17 protein-coding genes are annotated in these 16423 nt (G+C 38.4%); 14 read left to right on the top strand and 3 right to left on the bottom strand.

Annotation, left to right across the window (positions count from 1 at the left end):
* Positions 1 to 303 precede the first annotated feature (303 nt).
* The 5 genes from JL102_RS22725 (at position 304) to JL102_RS22705 (ending at position 5126) form a co-directional block, all read left to right on the top strand.
* Complete coding sequence (locus tag JL102_RS22725; RefSeq protein WP_202246773.1) at positions 304 to 1341, top strand: hypothetical protein; 1038 nt, start codon at positions 304 to 306, stop codon at positions 1339 to 1341.
* A gap of 157 nt (positions 1342 to 1498) precedes the next feature.
* Positions 1499 to 2590, top strand: a complete 1092-nt coding sequence (locus tag JL102_RS22720; RefSeq protein WP_202246772.1) for a serine hydrolase domain-containing protein — start codon at positions 1499 to 1501, stop codon at positions 2588 to 2590.
* Positions 2591 to 3383: 793 nt separating this feature from the next.
* Positions 3384 to 3728: a DUF6794 domain-containing protein gene (locus JL102_RS22715; RefSeq protein WP_202246771.1), complete on the top strand. Its 345-nt coding sequence runs from the start codon at positions 3384 to 3386 to the stop codon at positions 3726 to 3728.
* Positions 3729 to 4280: 552 nt separating this feature from the next.
* Complete coding sequence (locus JL102_RS22710) at positions 4281 to 4640, top strand: hypothetical protein (RefSeq protein WP_202246770.1); 360 nt, start codon at positions 4281 to 4283, stop codon at positions 4638 to 4640.
* Between the two features lie 165 nt (positions 4641 to 4805).
* Positions 4806 to 5126, top strand: coding sequence for a hypothetical protein (locus JL102_RS22705; RefSeq protein ID WP_202246769.1), 321 nt, complete (start codon positions 4806 to 4808; stop codon positions 5124 to 5126).
* Between the two features lie 519 nt (positions 5127 to 5645).
* Here JL102_RS22705 and JL102_RS22700 read toward each other — a convergent pair.
* The 3 genes from JL102_RS22700 to JL102_RS22690 form a co-directional block, all read right to left on the bottom strand.
* Positions 5646 to 6140, bottom strand: a complete 495-nt coding sequence (locus JL102_RS22700; RefSeq protein WP_202246768.1) for a VOC family protein — start codon at positions 6138 to 6140, stop codon at positions 5646 to 5648.
* A 68-nt stretch (positions 6141 to 6208) separates the two neighbouring features.
* Positions 6209 to 6955 carry an SDR family NAD(P)-dependent oxidoreductase gene (locus tag JL102_RS22695; RefSeq protein ID WP_202246767.1) on the bottom strand — a complete coding sequence of 249 codons (747 nt, stop codon included), beginning with the start codon at positions 6953 to 6955 and terminating at the stop codon, positions 6209 to 6211.
* A 23-nt stretch (positions 6956 to 6978) separates the two neighbouring features.
* Positions 6979 to 7731: an SDR family NAD(P)-dependent oxidoreductase gene (locus JL102_RS22690; RefSeq protein WP_202246766.1), complete on the bottom strand. Its 753-nt coding sequence runs from the start codon at positions 7729 to 7731 to the stop codon at positions 6979 to 6981.
* Between the two features lie 128 nt (positions 7732 to 7859).
* Here JL102_RS22690 and JL102_RS22685 point away from each other — a divergent pair, with 128 nt between their 5' ends.
* From JL102_RS22685 to JL102_RS22645, 9 genes are all read left to right on the top strand, one after another.
* Positions 7860 to 8198 carry a winged helix-turn-helix transcriptional regulator gene (locus JL102_RS22685; RefSeq protein ID WP_202246765.1) on the top strand — a complete coding sequence of 113 codons (339 nt, stop codon included), beginning with the start codon at positions 7860 to 7862 and terminating at the stop codon, positions 8196 to 8198.
* A 170-nt stretch (positions 8199 to 8368) separates the two neighbouring features.
* Positions 8369 to 8944 carry a Crp/Fnr family transcriptional regulator gene (locus JL102_RS22680; protein WP_202246764.1) on the top strand — a complete coding sequence of 192 codons (576 nt, stop codon included), beginning with the start codon at positions 8369 to 8371 and terminating at the stop codon, positions 8942 to 8944.
* 73 nt (positions 8945 to 9017) lie between these two features.
* Positions 9018 to 9713: a hypothetical protein gene (locus tag JL102_RS22675; protein ID WP_202246763.1), complete on the top strand. Its 696-nt coding sequence runs from the start codon at positions 9018 to 9020 to the stop codon at positions 9711 to 9713.
* 497 nt (positions 9714 to 10210) lie between these two features.
* On the top strand, positions 10211 to 10552 hold the full coding sequence (locus JL102_RS24190; RefSeq protein WP_394369248.1) for a tetratricopeptide repeat protein: 342 nt from the start codon (positions 10211 to 10213) through the stop codon (positions 10550 to 10552).
* Positions 10553 to 10701: 149 nt separating this feature from the next.
* Positions 10702 to 11910 carry an epoxide hydrolase family protein gene (locus JL102_RS22665; RefSeq protein WP_202246761.1) on the top strand — a complete coding sequence of 403 codons (1209 nt, stop codon included), beginning with the start codon at positions 10702 to 10704 and terminating at the stop codon, positions 11908 to 11910.
* Positions 11911 to 12784: 874 nt separating this feature from the next.
* On the top strand, positions 12785 to 13360 hold the full coding sequence (locus JL102_RS22660; protein ID WP_202246760.1) for a Crp/Fnr family transcriptional regulator: 576 nt from the start codon (positions 12785 to 12787) through the stop codon (positions 13358 to 13360).
* 74 nt (positions 13361 to 13434) lie between these two features.
* A complete protein-coding gene (locus tag JL102_RS22655; RefSeq protein WP_202246759.1) occupies positions 13435 to 14661 on the top strand; it encodes an MFS transporter in 1227 nt (408 codons plus the stop codon).
* Positions 14651 to 15649 carry an aldo/keto reductase gene (locus tag JL102_RS22650; protein ID WP_202246758.1) on the top strand — a complete coding sequence of 333 codons (999 nt, stop codon included), beginning with the start codon at positions 14651 to 14653 and terminating at the stop codon, positions 15647 to 15649. The genes JL102_RS22655 and JL102_RS22650 overlap by 11 nt, the downstream gene beginning before the upstream one ends.
* Positions 15650 to 15793: 144 nt before the next feature.
* Complete coding sequence (locus JL102_RS22645) at positions 15794 to 16084, top strand: carboxylesterase family protein (RefSeq protein ID WP_202246757.1); 291 nt, start codon at positions 15794 to 15796, stop codon at positions 16082 to 16084.
* Positions 16085 to 16423: the final 339 nt, after the last annotated feature.

Here is a 16423-nt window from a genome sequence, read left to right as displayed (position 1 = left end):
TGATCAAAGAGCATCTGTCTTACAAGCTGTACAAATGGATGAAGGGCAAAGGTCGGAAAGCTCATAGGACGCTTCGCCAGCGACCGTACGAAAATCTGGTAAAGTTTTATGGCTTGCTTGATATGGCTAAATATGCGCGCATGAAGACCCTCTCGAAAGCTGAATGAAAAATGCTATCGGTAAGCCGTGTGAGGGAAAACTTCATGCACGGTTTGATGAAGGGGGCGCTGATAGTTCTATTTTACTATATTTATAGAAAATTAGAGCTATCAGGCTCTACTCTACGGCAAAATTTAAAACTGAATGGATAAAATATGTGTTTTTTGTGGAGTAAAACCTGTTAAGAAAAACAAAGAACATGTTTTACCTCAATGGTTGCTTAAAATGACTGGTGATCCGAATCGAAAAGTAACATTCGGATTCAATTATAATTCAGGAAAACAGATTGAATTTAATTGGCAAAGTTTTACTGCACCTTCCTGTACTGACTGTAATGAACGCTACGCCAAGTTCGAAGGTAAAGTAAAAGTGATTGTAGAAAAATTACAGAATAGAGAAGAAATAACAGGAACAGAAGCTTTATTACTTCTAGATTGGCTAGATAAAGTCAGAATTGGTTTATGGATTAATTATTATTATTTAGAGAACAATAAAAGTCAAATTAATCCAAGATTATGTATAGATAATAGAATTGGTAAAAAGGACAGGTTCTTGCAAATACATTTTTTGGAATCAAAAACTAACTCTAGTGGCCTAAATGCCTTCGGAGTTGAAACATTTGTTTTTCAATTTAACCCATCATGTTTTGCATTAAGAATTAATAATGTACTTCTATTTAATGGCTCAAATGACTTTCTAATATCCAAAAATTGTGGGTTTCCTTATCCTGATAAAATAGTTTCTAAAGAGAATGGTACGCTTGAATTAAGCGATTGGAGATATGACAGAAAAAAATATTTGGAAATTGACAACTTACCATTATTTAAAGGTGTTTTGACTCTAATGCAACCTATACAAACAGAAATGCAATACGAATCAAATTATTACAATGATTCTTATTTGGTTTTAAATTGTTTAGACAGAGACAAAAGGATAGGTAATTTATTTCGTGTTTACAATAGTGACATTATCTCAATTGATAAAATTGAGGATAAATTGGAATATGAATCAGTAACTGGAAAAGAAATTACAATATTGTGGCAAATGATAGCAAAAGTTTATTATGCACAAAATGTATTTCTTAAGCGAGTTGAAACCAATAATGAAATTTTTGCCAAAGCTATTAAGGTTAATGAGAAAACGATAGACTTTTATGAATCAAAAAATAAAAACTTTGCCTAACACCGGCTATAATTCATTGCTGCATTTTCGCTAAATTTAAATATACGAACCATTAACAGGGCCCAATTTCTTACCGACAATTTCCTGCCGGAAATCGCCGCAACGAAATCATAGCCCAACCGTTGGGCGTCATTGTAACAGTCATGAGAAGAATAAAATGAAAAGATTAATTGTTGTATTAGTTGTACTGACTTGTCTTGTTAATTATTCCTTTGCTCAGATTAGAGTAAGCCCTGACAACGTTGACAGAATAGTTACAGAATTTATGCGTGTTGATAAAGTGCCCGGCGTTGCAATCGCCATCCTTCAAGGTGATTCCTTGCTTTACAAAAACACTTATGGTATATCTAATCTTGAGTTGCAGACACCTGTTACAACTAATACCGTTTTTGAATTGGCATCCGTAACAAAGCAAATGACAGCGGCGCTTATTGTAACGCTTGCTAATCAGGGAAAACTTTCCCTTGAAGATAAAATATCAACCTATATTGACAGTATTCCCCAGGGCTGGGAATCAATTACCATCCGTCAGCTGCTGGGGCATATGGCCGGGTTGGTTCATAGTTTTGAGCCCCAGGTAAACGACTCCTATTTGCTGAACTACAGCAAGACCTACATGCTTGAAGCCGCCAAGAAAATACCCATGAAGTCGGTTCCGGGAACGGATTGGCAATACAGTGATCAAGGTTATTTTCTGGCGGGTTATGTGGCAGAGAAGGCAACCGGAGAAGTCTTTGATTCACTGATGATACAAGAATTTTTTAAGCCAATGGGCATGACCAACACTAGATTTTTAAACCAAGATGACATTATTCCCAATCGTGCTGCAGGCTATATCATAGAGAACGGTGAATATAAGAATAATCGCCGGCAATGGCAGTTTGAGTTAACCCCGCACTTTGGGGTGATGTCCACCATTGACGATATGGTAAAGTATGACCAAGGCATCACCCGCGGAATAATCAATGAAAAAGTGTTTGAGGAAATAACAACTCCTAACAGGATTTTTTTTAATGACAATGGGCACCAGTATTCATCTGGTTTGGGTTGGGTGATTCATGATTTTGATAACCGGCGGATTGTGGCTCACACTGGTTACACAGGCACTGTATATTTAAAGGATTTGAAGACAGGTTTAAGTATCATTATTTTAACTAATCGCGATGAAAACCAAGGCACCTCACAACATGAGTTAGCTAAACGAATAGCAAAAGAAGTAGATAAGTCATTTCCAAAACGCTACTTCTAAGAAAAAACGAACGTCCAATCGAGTAGACGGCTCTGACTCAAATTGAGCCAGAGTGCTCCTCTCACATCACCCGGCGTACGGTCTCTATCCCTCCCTAAAAGCTGGCTCATCACTAAAAATGTCTACCAGACATTTTCGTAACGTTCAGCCCCAGTTCATTGAATCTCGGTTTGTAGTTTCCTTCTGTCTGCTNTAAAAATGTCTACCAGACATTTTCGTAACGTTCAGCCCCAGTTCATTGAATCTCGGTTTGTAGTTTCCTTCTGTCTGCTTAAGAATAGGCTATACCGGCTCAAAGAACAGTATTCCTAATTGAATTAGGACACGATTCAATGTTTGGTTCCCTCATTCTCGATGGCGGAAGACCTCCCCAGGTAAGGGCATATTCCTTCTCCCAATATCCACCGGATCTACTGCATAGGTGCTGAGTGGATAACCACTTTTGGACGTCAGTATGATGTGCTACCTCATCCGACTCATGCAGCCTCAGTATCCAGTTTATTCACTGTTGTGTTTATTTTATAAAGGTGTTCATGATACGCTTCGCTTGATTCTGTTCGTTGGAACCGGAATTTGCAGTCTCGCTTCCTTCAGTGCATGCCTCACGACAAACCACCTTGCGACTTGCTAATGCTTCGGGACACGACTCCCGCGCATAAGGGACTTTCACCCTCTGGAATAATTTGGTATCTTCGATACCTGATGCCCATGCTGGGCACACACAATGTATATGAAATCATAGCCACCTATCGGCAGGCTACGCTTCATATACTCACCGTTGTACGCTAGTCAAATGAACAATACTGTAAAACCGATTGATTATCACCATGCGATTATTCTTTTAGATGAGTTATTGAGTAACGATCAAAAGGTTGAAATATCAAAATGCAGTGAGCAAGAAGTTGGATTAAAAATGCATTTCACACTGGGCTTATGGATTCGCAATAATTGGATAAATGATATAAGTTCTCCACTCGGATGTCATATTCAAAAGAATGAACTCGTTATGGGCTATGATTCATATTCCACAGCGATAATCATCATCTACCATAGACATTTAAATGGCAAGGATTTAAATATTGAGGAGGAAATCGAAAAGGCATATATGGAAGGTGGCGGGTGGATGAATAATAATTAAAACCAGCGTACAATTGAGTAGACTGCTCTGACTCAAATTGAGCCAGAGAGCGCCTCTCACACCACCCGGCGTACGGTCTCTACCCCTCCCTACAGGCTGGATCATCACTAAAAATGTCTATCAGACATTTTCTTTACGCTCTGTCCTCTCGGTAAGGTGAATATGCTTGTGGCTATCGCAGCCACATCTACTATTTCGGCACTAGCCTCTTTCGAGGAGTTGGAACCCGGCAGCATGTGTTACCTCATCCGGCCTCATAGCCTCTGTATGTGGTTCATGTTCTTCAGTTCAGACACCGCAGTCTGGCTTTATTCATGCGTGTTTTATTTTAAAGGTATTCATGAATGCTTTGCATTTCTTAAGTTCCATCGTCACCGATGACAATCTTGCCACTTGCTTCGCTTCCAGGCACGACCTCGGCGCTTACGGGACTCTCACCTTTTGGAACACTCATTTTCTTGGGCTATATTCACCATTCAAGGGCATCACGCTGTGTAAAATGTATTAAAACGCATTTTACACTTAAGGTTGTGGGCAATTTGAATGAAAAAAATGTCAAAGCATTGGAAAGAAAGGACTAACTCTGCTAAACACCTAGATTTTATGTCGACTGCACATGTTGGCGGTTTACCAATTGATGCATCGGAGGAGAAAGGCGATTGGGTTTACTTTGTTCGTGAATGTTCTTTTACCTTTCAATTTGCCTCACTGGAACAACTAAAAAAAATGACTGAATACTTTTTAGCCAAGGTGCATCCATCGACTAAAACTTATAATGATGGATTAGAACATTATTGGCAGTTGTGGTACGAAAGAATTCCAAAAGGATTGATTGGTGGATCTAAAAGAGAGAGGATTCATAAAGCATTGACCAATGCACTTATAGATTTCGAGCAAAAACAGAAGGGATAAAAGTGAAAACTGCCCACAACAACGCTCAGTCCTCACCCAGGCGAAATTAAAGCTTGAGTGTTAGTTGTTCTAAGTAGCTAAAATGATAAACGAAAAATAAATGCTAACAAGCCGGGCGACGGCTGCCCTAGGCGTTGGCAAGCACAAAAATTAAAATACAATGTTATGATAATCTTCAGAGGTAAAGGAATTTTGATGATTGTTTACTTCATAGTTTCAGCCATTGGAATCCTTTTTATAAACAGGCTACTGATTGAAAATTTAGGATTTTATAAATCATTATCTATAGAATCCTTGATAGGGTTAATCGTAATTTTGACAGGACTTTGGACAAAAGTGACTGCTGAAGATTACTATGTTGATAAAAAGGGCAAGAAAGTATCTTTAGATATCGTAAACGATTTTTTCTTCATCAAAATGAGTGTCTGGGGAATAATTCTTCCAATAATTGGCATCGGAATAATAGCTTATGGCCTGATTCTATAAATAAAATCAAATCAATACCCTTGCGAACATTTGCTAGCTGCCAGACTGCGGAATGTAGAGATTAGAAGTCTCTTGCTCTAAGCACTATTCTGGTAAGTTGAAAGTAAATACTCAAACAAACGCAGCCCGCCAGCTAGCGGTCTTGTGCCCAACGAGAACGGGCGAAAAATTGAATACACTAAACGTAGGATTGGGCTTCCTCGTTCCTTTCTTCTATTCCTAATTCTGTTCCCATAATTACAAAACAAAAAAATGAACATTGTAGTATTGGTTTTTTTTGGGAATATAAGTAAACCTCTTACAACATTTCTGACATTGAATTTTAATTAAGTTGTTGTACAAAAAGAATTAAAGATATTGAAAATTAGGGCTATTGCGGCGATTGGAGCTTGACATAGAGCAATTTATATTAAATCCAAAGACAGAGTACCTCTGATGATAAACGCTAATTCCTCTGAGGCTGGCCCCAGAGGAATTAATAGATCAAACAGGGTTTGATTTATAGATTTGCCTTTCTAATTACAACATAGATTTGATCATCACTTCATAGCTATGGCTGTAGATCTCAAAAATCACCCCAAACGGATCCTCCACGTAAACCATTTTATAAGATTTGTCATCAGGAAAAAGATCTGTTACAGGCATTCTTTGTTTTCCCCCTTGTTCTACTATTTTTCTGGTCAAATTGTCTACATCTGGGTCTTGCACAGCAAAGTGAAAAAGTCCGGTATCAAACGGTTTAAAACCGGGGCCTTCCTTAATTCCGTGCGGGAAGGAAAATAACTCTATACCTATGCCGTCTGACGTTGACATATGTGCAATATCAAATTCGTCCCAATCCTCGCCGAAAACGGCCTTGGTCATTTGCCCCATTCCACTTTCTTTTTTGACGTTCATTGGAGGCATAATTACATACCACCCCATTACATCTTTGTAAAACTGTACCGCTTCATTTATATCTGGAACAGTAATTCCTATGTGTGAAAAGGCTCTTGGATATTTAATTTCATTCATTTTTTAGGCTTTTAATTTTATTTGAAGTGAAGAGATTTGAATCCTCACTCATTAGAATTGTTTGTATTTTAAAGCATTCCTCCAGATACACTGATTCTTTCTCCCGTAACCCAGGCTGCTTCATCTGAAGCAAGAAAAACAGCAACTTTTGCAATATCTACCGGTAAGCCAATACGCCCCAATGGCGTCTGATCGAGATAATATTTTTCCATAGCACTACCTGGTCTGCCATCTGCCGTAGAACCTTCTGATTCTGTCATACCCGGGGCAATTGTATTAACCCTGATATTTTTAGGACCCAGTTCTTTAGCTAATGTTTTTGCAATGCTGTCAACACCCGCTTTAACAGCGCAGTATATTAATGTGCCCGGAATAGGATTGAGACTTATCGTTGAACTTAGGTTAATGATGCTACCCCCTTCTTCACCAAACATTTTTACCGCCTGCTGTGACGTAAACATATGTGCCATTAGTCCCGTACGTATTTGTAACTGAAAACTTTCCTCGCTAATGTCCTCCAGCATTTCATACCTCCATACGCTTGCATTGTTTACCAGGATATCTAATCTGCCATAAGCCTTTTTAATTTGCTCAAAAAGGCTTTTTATATTTTCAATCTTTGATATATCGGCTTGTACCGCTATAGCTGTTCCTCCATTTTGGGTTATCTCATCTACCACATTATCTGCATATTCTTTGCTTGATGAATAATTCACCACTACGCTTGCACCTTCTCTTGCAAATTCTTTTGCTATTCCAGCGCCTATGCCTTTTGATGATCCGGTGATTACTGCCACTTTACCTTTAAGTTTCATATTTCTGTTATTAAATTTTAATATTAGATTTGACCTCCAGCAACTTGGATTCTTTCTCCTGTTACCCAGCTAGCATCATCTGATGCCAAAAAGACGGCTACCTTAGCAATGTCTGTAGGTTGTCCTATACGACCAAGTGGAACCTGTGCTAAAAGCTGCGCCTCCCATTCTCCTCCCATAAAGCCTTTTTCGTGCGAGCCTTCTGTTTCAGTAATACCTGGGGAGATGGTATTAACCCGTATCTTCTTAGGCCCGAGTTCCTTTGCAAGGACTTTGGTTACGTTGTCCACAGCAGCTTTTGTCGCCGCATAAATCAGAGTGCCAGGCATAGGGTTAGTACTCACGGTAGAACTAATATTGATAATGCTACCACCGGAACTGTCCATTAAGGATGCTGCTTTTTGTGTACACAAAATGGTCCCTATTAAATTGGTATCGAGATTAGCCTGCAAAACTTCAGTTGTAATGTCTTCCAGCGAAACAATGTCATAAATACCGGCATTATTAACCAGTATATCTATTCTTTCAAACGCTGTTATGGTTTCATCAAATAGCCGCTTAACGTCATCCGATTTAGAAATATCTGCTTGGACAGCGATTGCATTACCGCCAAGATCTATAATGTCATCTACAACTTTTTGTGCACTCATTTTATTCTGTGCGTAGTTGACGACCACTTTTGCTCCTGCTATTGCAAATGCTTTGGCAATCCCGGCACCAATACCTTTAGACGATCCTGTAACTATTGCTACTTTGTCTTTCAATTGTAAATCCATTTTTTATATACTTTTTGTTGGCACAAACTTTAATATTTGGTATCATTATGACAAGTATATACTAAAATGTATCTTACATACTAAAAAGTATGTATTGCTGATTATCAATTACTTAATAGATTATAAAAATGAAAAAAGAGGGTAAAAAATGTTCTGATGCTCCTACTTGTTCGGTAGATTATGCTTTTAGACGTATTGGAGGAAAGTATAAAGGGAGGATTTTATGGGCATTACATGAAAATACCATTCTGCGTTATGGGGAATTGGGTAGAAATCTGGCTGACATCACCACTAAAATGCTTACACAAACCCTTAAGGAAATGGAAAAAGATAAATTAATTAATAGAAAAGTATATCACCAAGTCCCCCCAAAGGTAGAATATTCATTATCAGAAATTGGGAAGGAACTTATCCCATTCATTAATTATCTTAAGGAATGGGGAGATAAAAAAATGGGAAGAATATGAATAATCTACTATTCTCAAATCTCGAATTTTTCTCTTGAATCGATAAATTGGCAATATAGACTGGGGGCATCCAGAACGGATCATAACCCAAAAATAGGTCAACAGTTTAAGTTCAAAAAAAAAACTTAAATTTACTGATATGACAAGAAAGAAATACACCTCGAAATTCTATGAACAATAGAGAGTCGTTAGTAAACTTCATTTTAAGTGTCGTTAAAATTTCAAAAGATGATGCCGACCAAATTGCAAACACCTTTCATCCGATTGAAATAGAGGAAAAAGACTATTTGCTAAGGGAAAATGAAGTAAGTGATGATTACTTCTACTTGGAAAGTGGATTAATGCGAACTTTTCTCTTCAACCTGGAAGGTGAAGAAATCACCATAGACTTTTTCACAGAAAACAACATTGTATTTGAAATTACTTCATTCTTTAATCGAGTTCGATCAGAGGCATATATACAAGCTATTACAAAATGTAAAGGGTTTAGAATTTCGTACGATGAATTAAATACGTTATTTCATGATAAGCCTGCATTCAGAGATTTTGGAAGAGCCATTTTGGTAAAAGAATTTATAGCTTCTCAAAGCAGAAATTATGGAATGATAAATCGAACAGCTAAAGAGAGATATCAGAACCTTTTAATGACAGGACCCCAAATACTACAATATGCGCCTCTAAAGTATATTGCTTCTTATTTAGGTGTTACCGATAGCACTTTGAGCAGGTTGCGAAAAAAAATGTAGATTTTTAATTCTTGCCTTTTGTCAAGTGAATTTGAATCTCAACTATTGAACTTTGCATTAAAGTTTAATAGGCATGGCAGAAATTTCTACTTCAATCGTAATATTTTTCACTTTTACAACCTTAGTTACTTTGTGGTGTTTTTATCAAACCAATAAAAGTAGAAAGCACCTTGCAGGTATCTTCATTTGGATGGCTGTAGTCGGAGTCTTGGGATATTTGGGGTTTTATCGAGTTCAAAATGCGATACCACCAAGATTTGTTTTTCTTTTGGCTCCAGGTATCCTTTTCGTCATTGTATATTTTTTCTTTACAAAAAGCAATACGATTAACAATAAGGAAAATTTAAAATGGTTGACGTTATTACATACGATTAGAATTCCTGTAGAAATTATATTGTACTATATTTTCATAGAAGGTTATATTCCTGATTTAATGACTTTTGAGGGCTATAACTATGATATTCTTTCTGGTATTTCAGCACCAATAATTTACTATGCCGTATTTGTGAAGAAATGGATTGGAAAAAATGGACTTTTAATATGCAATTTCATTTGTTTAGGGCTGTTGGTTAATATTTTGACTATAGCAGTTTTGAGTGCACCAACACCAATTCAGCAATTAGCATTTGACCAGCCCAATATTGGTGTAACTTACTTTCCTTTTGTTTGGCTTCCTGCTGTAATTGTACCTATTGTACTTTATTCGCATTTAATAAGCATAAAAATATTGCTGAATTTTCGAAATAGTAAAACTGCAGCTAATAACTAATTCTCCGTGTGGCTCATCGGGCCCAACATGAAGGCAGTGTTGAACGAATCAAATAAAGAATGCTACCGGTAAGCCGTGTGAGGTAAAACTATCATGCACGGTTTGATGAAAGCGGCGCTGATAGTTCTATTTTACTATATTTATGGAAAATTAGGGCTATCAGGCTCTACGCAACAATTTTCGGTATCATAAATTGACTCATGGATCAAATAATTAGCAGAATCTTCATAACTCTTTTTGTTTTATCAACTTCAATTAGTTTAGTTAACGGTCAAGATGCTGAAGAAATTTTTCAACGTGGCAACTCATTAAGTTGGGATGGAAAGTACGAAGAAGCTCTAATGTATGTGGACAGTTCCCTGAACATGGACTCCTCATTGTATCAGAGATATGCGTTTAGATCTGAATTGAATGCAAAACTGGGTAGATACGAGCCAGCAATTAAAGACATTACAAAATGTATCGAACGTTGTAAATGCACAGCAAGGAAATAGCATGTGTCATCATATTATCTTGAACGAGCTCAACTCCAACTTCTTAATAATAATATCGAAACAGCAATTTCGGACGCAACAAAAAGTATCTCATCCAATCCAAACAAATGGGAATCCTATAACTTCAGAAGCAACCTGTTGGCACAATCTGGAAAACTTACTGAGGCTTTGACTGATCTGAACAAATCAATCAGCATTAATGATAATCAAGCCGAATCTTTTATAGCCCGTGGTAAGCTAAGAATTCAAATGCATGATATTCAGGGCGCTTGTAAAGATTTATCTAAGGTAGCTAGTTGGGGGTTTGATGAATTTGAACCCTGGATTCAGAAGAATTGCAAATGAAAAGTTGCTAACAGGCGATATAGCGAATGGCCAAATTACGTATCTGATACTTTAGTACAACTTGACCGTGACCCTGCCTATTCTGCCGACTTTTATGCTTCTAGCTACTTTCTTCTTTCTGGATTTAGACTTTCAGATCGCAGTGCATTGTGGCTACTGTTGTGTGGGTTGAGCAGTTTCATTACCTTGGTAGTTATTTGAACGGATATGGCCACTCGCCATATCTAAACGTTGTGCATCATGCGGAAAAAGAAATGATAAAAGAATTTAAAGTAAACATACCGCAATCTGAAATCGACGATTTAAAGGAAAGAATTAGGAAAACAAGATGTTTAGATGAAACCGAAAATTCCGATTGGAAATTAGGAACAGGGATAACGTACCTCAAAGAACTTTCCACTTATTGGGAACAAAAATTTGACTGGAGGAAAATAGAGGATGAAGTCAATTCCTTTCCAAATTACATTACCGAAATTGACAATTCAAAAGTCCATTTTCTACATATCAAAAGTAACCGAGAAAACGCAACCCCACTTTTGATTACGCACGGTTGGCCAGGTTCTTTTCTTGAGATGCTGAAAATAATACCCCTTTTAACAGACAAATTTGATTTGGTTATTCCATCAATTATCGGATTTGGATTTTCAGAGAACAACATAAAAAGTGATGCTGATTATAGTTTTGTAGCAGACATATGGCATAAATTAATGTTCAAGCTCGGCTATAAAAGTTACGGTTTACAAGGAGGGGACTTAGGAGCTGGAATTAGCATAAGATTGGCACAAAAACACCCTGAAAATATTATCGGGCTACATCTTAACTATATTTCCGATTCCTATAAACCTTATACGACAGAAGATAACGACAATGAAGTTGAAGAGTATCAAGAATACTTAAAAAACTGGAATGAAAAAGAAGGAGCATATGCCATCATCCAAAGTACAAAACCTTTGTCCTTGGCTTACGGAATTAATGATTCACCTATTGGACTTTGTGCTTGGATAGTCGAAAAATTTAATGCTTGGAGTGATAATAACGGAAACATTGAAAACAGTTTCTCAAAAGATGAACTGCTTGCCAATATCAGCCTTTATTGGTTTACGCATACAATTTATTCCTCGATGAAAATTTATCACGGAATAAGTTTAAGCCCGCTGATTTTTAAAGAGAATGATTTTGTAAATGTTCCTGTAGGCTTTGCTAAATTCCCAAAAGAAATACCCGTGCCTCCAAGAAAATACATTGAAAAGGGATTCAATATTGTACATTGGACGGAAATGCCAAGAGGCGGGCATTTTGCCGCTTTGGAACAACCCGAACTTTTGGCATCTGACTTAAAATCGTTCTTTAAAAAATAGGAAAAAGCATTTTGCGCAATAACTAAGCCTCCGTGCGGCTCATCGAGCCCAACATGAAGACAGTGTTGAGCGAATCGAGGCACTGTCTATGGGGATTAGTAATTATTTAGAGAGGGTATGAAGCCCTACTTATTGAGATTAGGAACTGTGGCTTAGGGTCAGAGGCTGGCTTGAAGATATAAAGTCTCTTGAGAAGTGAGGTAAGTTAAAATTTCGTTTTTTAAAGTTTGTTTTATAAGATTTTAGACATAGGATTTCTACAGCTCTGGGTAAAGTTTTATGGATTGCTGGATTTGTGTAAATATGTGCGCATGAAGACCCCTGTTCTTCGTAATCTATGACTACGAATCACCTAATGATCACTAGTGTCTCAGACATGACATTATAGGTAGAATATTCTTAGTTTTAGTGGTGTATTGTTTGTGATAATTGTGTCGGATGATTTAAAAATGAAGAGGCAGTTGTCAATTAATCTTGTAAGAGAAGCTCGGTGCCATTTCGAGGATCCTTACTCATACTTCTGTAAGAGTAAGGGGGCGGGGTGAGGCCTTTGACAGATGCATGTTGATTAGGTTTTTTATCAAGGCACCACTCCAGCTCATAAGTCACTTTCACCTCTTGTAACACTCATATGCTTGAGCTATATTCACCATTAAGGGCACACGTAATCACTAAATGAATATGCGAACTGAGTACTTTAATAGAGAAATGAGAAAAAGCAACATTGTAAACAAGCAATAGCGGGTTAAGTGCTAATTTGAGACGTAAAATATTTAATCAAGTTCGCTGCTATCTGGTCATTTAACGATGTGGAACCTGCTACTGTTTATGCCGGGACTGTTATGTGTAAATCTAAGAAACCCAACCAAAGTATATGAAAGGACATCCTTTAAGAAATCAAATAGAAGAAATTGTCAAATTGACCGATGATGAATTTGTGTTTGTATTGGAGCATTTTCAAAAAAGGATATTTAAAAAACACCAAATTGTTCTTCACGAAGGGGATTACGCCAGATACGACTATTTTGTGCTTAATGGTTTGATGAGAGTTTCGAGATGGGACTCAAATGGGAAAGAACATATTTTGCAATTTGGAATGGAAAATTGGTGGATAACCGATGCCGAGGCGTTTCATTACCAAATCAAATCAACCCTGACGGTAGATTGCCTGGAAGACACCAAAGCCCTTTCTCTCACTTTGGAGAACAAAGAAAAGTTGAGCCATGAGTTGCCTAAAATGCAAAACTTTTTCCTTAAAAAAACGACCAACGGATATATTGCTTTGCAAAAGCGAATCCTCTGTTTTTTGAGCAGTAATGCCAACGACCGATATCACAACCTTCTTTCAATATATCCGGGGCTGATCCAGAGAGTGCCTAAAGCTATGATCGCTTCTTACCTTGGTGTTACCCGAGAGACTTTAAGCCGGCTCGCCAAGATCGAGGCTTAGCATGTGACATTCCTCACAGCAAATCTTTGACATATGTCCTGTTGGGCCAGACATGCCTTTCAGAACTTTGTCGTATGAAAAATAACCATGTTTTAGCCGTCGAACAAAAGAGGATGCCCATTGCCATTTGGGCTTTGACAGCAAGTGTTTTTGCCATCGGGACCACAGAAGTTGTGATGATTGGCTTGTTACCTACCATCGCCAAAGAGTTCTCGATCAGCATAGCTTCAACAGGTTGGTTGGTAACTTCCTATGCCATAGGTGTGGCACTTGGTGGGCCTATTGTTACTGCCTTTACCAATAATGTGAGCCGTAAAAAATTGCTACTTGCTATTGTATCATTGTTTGTGGTCAGTAATAGTTTGGCTTTTGTTTCGTCCAGTTTTACCCTTTTAATTATAGCGAGGGTTTTGTCGGGCGTTGCTCACGGCGTTTTTGTGGGTATTGGGGCAAACATTGCCAGCAGTATGGTTTCCACAGAAAAGAGAGCGACGGCCATTGCTATTATGTTTACAGGCTTAACGGTGGCAATGGTAACGGGGGTTCCGCTTGGCAGCTATATTGGTCAGCAATTTGGGTGGCGTTTTACATTTGGCGGCATTGCTGTTTTAGGATTTATTTGCTTATTGGCAAATCAGGTTTGTCTGCCCAATGATATAAACCAAGCCGTATCCATTCGACTTCAGGATCAGTTCAAGGTCCTGAAAAACAAATCAATACTTTTGGGCTTCTCTTTGACCCTGTTTTCATTTGCGGCACTTTTTGGCACATTTACCTACCTATCGCCATTGTTACAAAGCATTACAGGGTTTAAGGAAAATCAGGTCACACTAATATTACTATTCTATGGCGTGGCCGTTGCCTTTGGAAACCTTTTAGGTGGCAGATTTTCCAATAAAAACCCAGCCAAAACACTGTTTTTTTTGTTCGTTGTTCTATCCATCACATTTGGGTTTATGTATGCATTGTTACCTTACAAAATTCCTGCACTCGTTTTGGTAGCAATCATGGGCTTTATCGGATTTGCAACCGTTCCAGGGATGCAATTATATGTTATTCAACTTTCAGAAAAATATTTGCAGGGTACAGAAGATGTTTCTTCAGTATTGAATATTTCGGCATTCAATGTAGGGATTGCATTGGGGGCATCCATTGGTGGAATGCTCATGTCTACATCATTAGGGTTATCGTCAATTACCTTGATGAGTGCGGTGTTCTCGGTAATCGCAATCATAATGGCAATCATTACTATAAAAAGAGAAAACAGTTTTAACATAAAAACAAGTAACAATGGAATATAGAAACTTAGGAAATTCAGGCTTGAAGGTTCCTGTACTGAGCTTTGGTACAGGCACTTTTGGCGGCACTAATGAATTTTTTCAGCGTTGGGGACAAACCGATGTGGAAGAAGCTACCCGGCTAATAGATATTTGTATTGAAAGGGGCATCAACTTTTTTGACACAGCCAATGTATATTCAGGCGGTGATTCGGAAATTGTATTGGGCAAAGCGTTAAAAGGGAAGAGGGAGAGAAGCATCATTTCAACCAAAGCTACTTTCCAGATGGGAGAACATCCCAACGAAAAAGGGGCATCTCGATACCACCTGATGAACGCATTGGAAGACAGTTTAAAACGGTTGGGTACAGATTATATCGACCTGTATTTAATGCATGGTTTTGACCGACACACGCCCATTGAGGAAACCCTGAGAACGCTTGACGCTATGGTGAAAAGCGGAAAGGTAAGGTACATTGGCTGTTCAAATTTCGCTGCTTGGCAGCTGATGAAGTCACTTTCCGTATCAGAAAGGGCAAATTTAGAGAAATATATCATTTATCAAGGCTATTACTCACTCATCGGTCGGGACTACGAACAGGAGCTGATGCCACTTTTGGAAGACCAAAATATGGGGCTAATGGTTTGGAGTCCGTTGGGTTGGGGACGATTGACGGGAAAAATTAAAAGGGGAATGGAAATGAAAGACGGAAGGATAAAATCAGGCGGAGCAATTGGTTCACCACCCGTTGACGACGAGTTTCTTTTCAAAGTCGTTGATGTTTTGGAAGAGATCAGTAATGAAACTGGAAAGTCCATTCCGCAGATTGCTATCAACTGGTTGTTGCAAAACAAAACTGTTTCCAATATCGTGATTGGAGCGAGAAATGAAAAACAGCTGCTCTCGAACATTGAATCTGTCGGTTGGAATTTGTTACAAGAACATTTGAAACAACTCAATCACATTTCGGAACAAACACTGATTTACCCTCATTGGGTTGGGGAAAGATAAAAAAGGCTATACCTAATCGAGACCGCTCTGACTCAATTCGAGTTAGAGCGGTCTCTCACACCACCGTCCGTTCGGTTCTTGTATGCAGCGGTTGGTTAGGTATACGGCAATTGCTCTTTACACCAATTACATCCTTTTCGTAGTTTGCGGCAGGTAACTTACCTGAGACTGGATAAGGAAAATCCCAAAACTACTGAAGCTGATATAGCGCTTTCTGAAGCTATGAGTAGTTACTGGGTCAACTTCACTGAGTATGGTAATCCTAACGCTGAAGGTCTACCTAATTGGCCACAGTTTAGCAAAGAAAATCAGCAACTTATGTGTCTCAAAGATGAGCCTCATGCGTCAGCAGTTCCAGATGAAAAAGCAATGAGAGTTTTTGATTCATACTACCAATGGAGGCTTACCGAAGAAGTTCAGAATTGGGCAAAATAATTATGAAAATCAGTACACAATCGGGTAGATAGCCTTGAGCTTAAAAGCTCACAGTGTACCTCACATACCGTCGTATCCCTTCGTCAGGACAGGCCAAGTGGGTCTCTATAGCTCCCTAAAGGCTGGCTTGCCAGAAGATCTACTATACATTTTCTTAATGTTCATTCCCTGTTCATTGAATCTCTTGTTGTTTTTCTTTCTGCCTGCCTAAGTGAGGAAAAGGTCGGAAAGCACATGAGATGCTACCCCAGCGACCGTATGAAAATCTGGTAAAGTTTTTGGACTTGCTGGATTTAGATAAATATGCAAGCATGAAGACCTTCTCGAAAGCCGAATAAA

It is taken from the genome of Fulvivirga sediminis (assembly GCF_016757215.1).
GTDB lineage: Bacteria > Bacteroidota > Bacteroidia > Cytophagales > Cyclobacteriaceae > Fulvivirga > Fulvivirga sediminis.
Note: the sequence above shows the minus strand (reverse complement) of the source record. Positions and strands in the feature narration are given on the sequence as shown.

What these genes read in the sequence shown, in the direction of transcription:
- JL102_RS22725 (WP_202246773.1), top strand. Translation starts at nt 304, where the DNA reads ATGGATAAAATATGTGTTTTTTGTGGAGTAAAACCTGTTAAGAAAAAC.
- JL102_RS22720 (WP_202246772.1), top strand. Translation starts at nt 1,499, where the DNA reads ATGAAAAGATTAATTGTTGTATTAGTTGTACTGACTTGTCTTGTTAAT.
- JL102_RS22715 (WP_202246771.1), top strand. Translation starts at nt 3,384, where the DNA reads ATGAACAATACTGTAAAACCGATTGATTATCACCATGCGATTATTCTT.
- JL102_RS22710 (WP_202246770.1), top strand. Translation starts at nt 4,281, where the DNA reads ATGTCAAAGCATTGGAAAGAAAGGACTAACTCTGCTAAACACCTAGAT.
- JL102_RS22705 (WP_202246769.1), top strand. Translation starts at nt 4,806, where the DNA reads ATGATAATCTTCAGAGGTAAAGGAATTTTGATGATTGTTTACTTCATA.
- JL102_RS22700 (WP_202246768.1), bottom strand. Translation starts at nt 6,140, where the DNA reads ATGAATGAAATTAAATATCCAAGAGCCTTTTCACACATAGGAATTACT.
- JL102_RS22695 (WP_202246767.1), bottom strand. Translation starts at nt 6,955, where the DNA reads ATGAAACTTAAAGGTAAAGTGGCAGTAATCACCGGATCATCAAAAGGC.
- JL102_RS22690 (WP_202246766.1), bottom strand. Translation starts at nt 7,731, where the DNA reads ATGGATTTACAATTGAAAGACAAAGTAGCAATAGTTACAGGATCGTCT.
- JL102_RS22685 (WP_202246765.1), top strand. Translation starts at nt 7,860, where the DNA reads ATGAAAAAAGAGGGTAAAAAATGTTCTGATGCTCCTACTTGTTCGGTA.
- JL102_RS22680 (WP_202246764.1), top strand. Translation starts at nt 8,369, where the DNA reads ATGAACAATAGAGAGTCGTTAGTAAACTTCATTTTAAGTGTCGTTAAA.
- JL102_RS22675 (WP_202246763.1), top strand. Translation starts at nt 9,018, where the DNA reads ATGGCAGAAATTTCTACTTCAATCGTAATATTTTTCACTTTTACAACC.
- JL102_RS22660 (WP_202246760.1), top strand. Translation starts at nt 12,785, where the DNA reads ATGAAAGGACATCCTTTAAGAAATCAAATAGAAGAAATTGTCAAATTG.
- JL102_RS22655 (WP_202246759.1), top strand. Translation starts at nt 13,435, where the DNA reads ATGAAAAATAACCATGTTTTAGCCGTCGAACAAAAGAGGATGCCCATT.
- JL102_RS22650 (WP_202246758.1), top strand. Translation starts at nt 14,651, where the DNA reads ATGGAATATAGAAACTTAGGAAATTCAGGCTTGAAGGTTCCTGTACTG.